At 30.9% G+C, this 4431-nt stretch carries 5 protein-coding genes; 4 read left to right on the top strand and 1 reads right to left on the bottom strand.

Annotated features, from left to right (window positions below; translation table 11 throughout):
• The 4 genes from SVN78_08740 to rbsB form a co-directional block, all read left to right on the top strand.
• Positions 1-653: aldehyde dehydrogenase family protein (locus SVN78_08740; GenBank protein ID MDY6821692.1), on the top strand; the 653-nt coding region annotated here is incomplete at its 5' end.
• Between the two features lie 153 nt (positions 654-806).
• Positions 807-2297: a sugar ABC transporter ATP-binding protein gene (locus tag SVN78_08735; GenBank protein MDY6821691.1), complete on the top strand. Its 1491-nt coding sequence runs from the start codon at positions 807-809 to the stop codon at positions 2295-2297.
• A 103-nt stretch (positions 2298-2400) separates the two neighbouring features.
• Complete coding sequence (locus SVN78_08730; GenBank protein ID MDY6821690.1) at positions 2401-3246, top strand: ribose ABC transporter permease; 846 nt, start codon at positions 2401-2403, stop codon at positions 3244-3246.
• Positions 3247-3266: 20 nt separating this feature from the next.
• On the top strand, positions 3267-4157 hold the full coding sequence (gene rbsB, locus SVN78_08725; protein ID MDY6821689.1) for a ribose ABC transporter substrate-binding protein RbsB: 891 nt from the start codon (positions 3267-3269) through the stop codon (positions 4155-4157).
• A gap of 50 nt (positions 4158-4207) precedes the next feature.
• Here rbsB and SVN78_08720 read toward each other — a convergent pair.
• Positions 4208-4431, bottom strand: a 224-nt coding sequence (locus SVN78_08720; GenBank protein MDY6821688.1) for a hypothetical protein, incomplete at its 5' end; no start/stop codon positions are given.

Raw genomic sequence — 4431 nt, 5'->3', positions numbered from 1 at the left:
ATGATAGAGATTATAATGTTGATATTGGTGTATTTACAACAGAAAACCAGCTAAACAAGGTAAAAGAGCATGTTGATGAAGCCCTTTCAATGGGTGCAAAAATAATTGCTAAATCAAAAGTTGTTGATGGAAAGAATGTAATGCCAGCTATGGTTCTTACAGATGTGAATCATAATATGCAAATTATGAAAGATGAAACCTTTGGTCTAGTTATAGGTGTTATGAAGGTTAGCTCAATAGAGAAGGCGCTAGAGTTAGCTAATGATTCATACCTTGGATTAACAGGTTCTGTATGGTCAAAGAATCTTAAGAAAGCAGAAAAAATAGGAAGACAAATAAAAGCAGGTGCTATAACAATAAATGATCATTTGATGAGTCATGGGCTTCCTGAGACTTCTTGGGGTGGTTTTAAACAATCAGGTATAGGTAGAACCCATGGTTTCTTAGGTTTTTATGAATTAACCCAACCTCAAATGATAGTTAATGATATCTTGCCTTTTATAAAAAAGAATATCTTCTGGCATCCCTATGACAAAAAGTTATATGATGGGTTAAAAGGTATTCTGCATTTCTTATATTCCCATAATATTAAAAACAAAATTCTTGGTGTCTTTAGTTTACTAAGGGTCTTTCCAAGAATGTTTAAAAAATAGTTACTTTATTAGAGCATAGCAATTGCTATGCTCTTCTTTAATTTTACAAGAGTGTTAAAAAGTAGATATCGATAGTCATATCCTTTATTTATAAGCACTATTATTTTGATATTATTATTTGTTAAATATTAATTTATGCGCTAATATTATTATGTGGGAGAGAAAGTATTATCAGCAATAAATATTAATAAAAGTTTCTTTTCTGTAAAAGTATTAATTGATGTTACATTTAATGTCTACAAAGGTGAGGCAATGGCTCTTCTTGGGGAAAATGGGGCTGGGAAGTCTACCCTCGTTAAGATACTAACAGGCATTTATAAAAAAGATAATGGTAGTATAGTTTATAATGGTGAAGAATTAGAATTTAAAAGTCCGCTAGAAGCCTATAATTCCGGTATATATATACTAATGCAGGAATTGAATTTAATCTCTGAGCTAACAGTTGCTGAAAATATATTTTTAGGTAGACAACCTGTTAATAATTTTAAAAAGATTAATTGGAAGTATATGTATGATTATACTAAGCATTTATTAGATGATCTATCTTTGGATATTAAACCTAATGAATTAGTGAAAAACTTAAGTGTTGCCAATCAAAAAATGGTTGAACTTGCAAGGGCTATCTATTTTAACGCAAATATAATAATTATGGATGAACCAACAGATGCATTAACAGATGTAGAAAGAAATGTACTATTTACAATTATTAGAGATTTAAAAAATAAAGGTAAAAGTATTGTTTATATAACCCATAGGCTTGAAGAAATATTTGAAATATGCGATAGGGTTACAGTATTAAGAGATGGCAGGTTAGTTTTAGAGGAGAAAATAGATCAAGTAAACAAAAATTTGCTAATTAATAAAATGGTTGGAGAGTCTCTAGTATCAGATAATTATTTTGTTAAATGTAGTACCAAGAACAATCTTTTTAAAGTGGATAATTTAAGTAATGACTATTTAAAGGATATATCCTTTACAATTAATGAAGGTGAGGCATTAGGTGTTTTTGGCTTAATTGGAGCTGGTAGGACCTATTTAGCAAAAACTCTTTTTGGGATTTATCCAAAATATAAAGGTAGAATCTATTTAAGGGGCAAAAAATTATTGTTAAAAAACTGTAGAGAGGCTAAAAATTGTGGTATTATATATGTTAGCGAGGATAGAAAAAATGAAGGCTTAGTTGTTGATTTGACTGTTAGTGAAAATATAACATTATCTTCTCTGGATAAATATATAAGACTTTTTAAAATTATTGATTTTAAAAAATTAAGGATAAGCGTTTTAGATTATACAAAAAAATTGAGGATTAAAGTTTTCTCTATTGACCAAAAAGTTGTATATCTAAGTGGGGGTAATCAACAGAAGGTTTCAATAGCAAAGGCGTTAGATACTTCTCCTACAGTGCTTATACTAGATGAACCCACAAGGGGTGTTGATGTTAAAGCAAGAAGAGAAATCTACTCAATCGTTAATGAATTAAAGAAGAGGGGATTGGCGATTATTTTTATCTCTTCTGATGTAGATGAGATTATGGGAATATCTGATAATGTGTTAGTAATGAATAAGGGGAGAAAAATAGATTTATTAAAAAGAAGTGATATTAATAAAAACCGTTTAATGCAATTAGCTTTTAATGTTAAATAACAAGAAGCTTTTTTCTAACTTATTTAAAATTGTAACAAAATTTCCTACCCTTACATTTTTGATAATATTTTCATTAGTTGTAGCAATTTTTAATCCTCAATTTATGAGCTATAGTAATTTTTTTAATATTTTAAGACAGGCTGCTGTTAACGCCATAGTTGCAGCTGGAATGACCTTTGTTATATTAACAGGTGGTATAGATCTATCTGTTGGCTCCATATTAGCTTTTTCAGGTGCAGTTTTGGCAAAACTAATTGTGCATGGTGCCTATGAGGTTTATGCTATTATATTACTTTTATTGACTGGGGCATTCCTTGGACTGTTAAATGGATTTATTATATGTAAAGGTAAAGTCCAGCCTTTTATAGCAACCCTTGCCATGATGATCCTTTTAAGAGGGGCAACCCTCGTCTTTACAGATGGTAGTCCTATAACTTTTAGTTCAAATTTTGAGTTACATATATTAGATGCAATTGGCTCAGGTTATTTTCTGGGTATTCCATTGTCAGTTTATATAATGTTATTAGTATTTGTAATTGGTTATTTTATTTTAAGATATATGAAGATTGGCAGATATATATATGCTGTTGGATGCAACGAAAAAGCTACCTATATAGCTGGTATTAACACAAATATTGTAAAAATATTTGCCTATACTGTTTGTGGTATAACAGCTGCTATCTCTGGTTTAATTGCAACAACTAGATTGTTCTCTGCCCAACCTACAATGGGAAGCAGCTATGAGTTAGATGCAATAGCTGCTGTAGTTATTGGAGGGACTCCTTTGTCAGGTGGCAGAGGTAGTATAGTTGGGACATTGATCGGTGCTCTTATTATAAGTGTTTTAAACAATGCATTGAATATCTTAAATGTTTCATCCTATTATCAGATGGTTGTAAAAGGTCTTGTAATATTGGTTGCAGTTATATTAGATAGAAAAAATATATAATAGCAGTAGGAGGTGTTATTATGAGAATATTATTAAAGGGTTTCCTTTTTGCTCTTGCACTAATTATTGTTGGATGTGGATCACAGAAAGAGACTGATTATAAATATAAGATTGGTTTTGTTATATCAACATTAAATAACCCTTTTTTTGTTAAATTAAAAGAGGGTGCTGAAGATATTGCTAATGTAAATAATGTTAAATTAACAGTACTTGATTCAAGGAATGACCCTATTAAAGAGCAAAATAATGTAGAGTCTTTAATTGTATCAGGTGTTGATCTAATTATTATAAACCCTACAGATTCTGATGCTGTTGTTAAGTCTGTTGAACTTGCAAATAATAAAAATATACCTGTAATAACAGTTGATAGGAAGGCGGCCTCAGGTAAGGTTGTATGCCATATTGCTTCTGATAATTATAAGGGCGGTGCTATGGCTGCCGAATACATAATAGATCTATTAAATGGTAAAGGTAATGTTATTGAATTGCAGGGAATTCCTGGTACTTCAGCAGCAAGAGAGAGAGGAAAAGGGTTTAATGAACGAATTAAATACTCAGATATAAAGGTTGTTGCACGTCAACCTGCTAACTTTGATAGAAGAGAGGCTCTAGTTGTTATGGAGAATCTCCTACAGAGGTATCCTAATGTTGATGCAGTTTTTGCTCACAACGATGAAATGGCTTTGGGTGCTATTAAGGCAATTGAAGAAGCAAATAAAGATATATATGTAGTAGGTTTTGATGGTACTGAGGATGCACTTTTGGCTATAAAAAATGGTAGATTAACTGCAACAATTGCGCAACAGCCTTCTAGAATGGGTAGACTTGCAGTGGAGAATGCGATTAAGTATTTAAACGGTGAGAAGGTTCCGAAAAATATAAAGGTAGATCTTCTTTTAATAAAAGGTTGATAAAAAAGTGATAATTATTTAATTATAATATTAAAAGCGTGGGAATGTGTTTAAAAAAAACCACTGTATACTCTAAATACTACTACGTTAACTCTACATTCACCTTCTTTTAAGGCTTTGAAAGTAAATACTTTTTTAGATAATTTCGGTGGGTTATCATATGCTGAATAGTGGTAAACTTTTGAATCTATTAATTTAATATATTTTTCCCTAATGCACTCACTTTCTTTATTTAACTCCATTCTTATTGTTGGTGCAGGATAGGGAACAGCTG

Source organism: Deferribacterota bacterium (genome assembly GCA_034189185.1).
Lineage (GTDB): Bacteria > Chrysiogenota > Deferribacteres > Deferribacterales > UBA228 > UBA228.
This window is presented reverse-complemented; position numbering and strand designations above follow the sequence as displayed.

Bases quoted from the DNA above. Each gene is read 5' to 3' on its own strand.
- SVN78_08730 (MDY6821690.1), top strand. From the start codon at position 2,401: ATGAGCTATAGTAATTTTTTTAATATTTTAAGACAGGCTGCTGTTAAC.
- rbsB (MDY6821689.1), top strand. From the start codon at position 3,267: ATGAGAATATTATTAAAGGGTTTCCTTTTTGCTCTTGCACTAATTATT.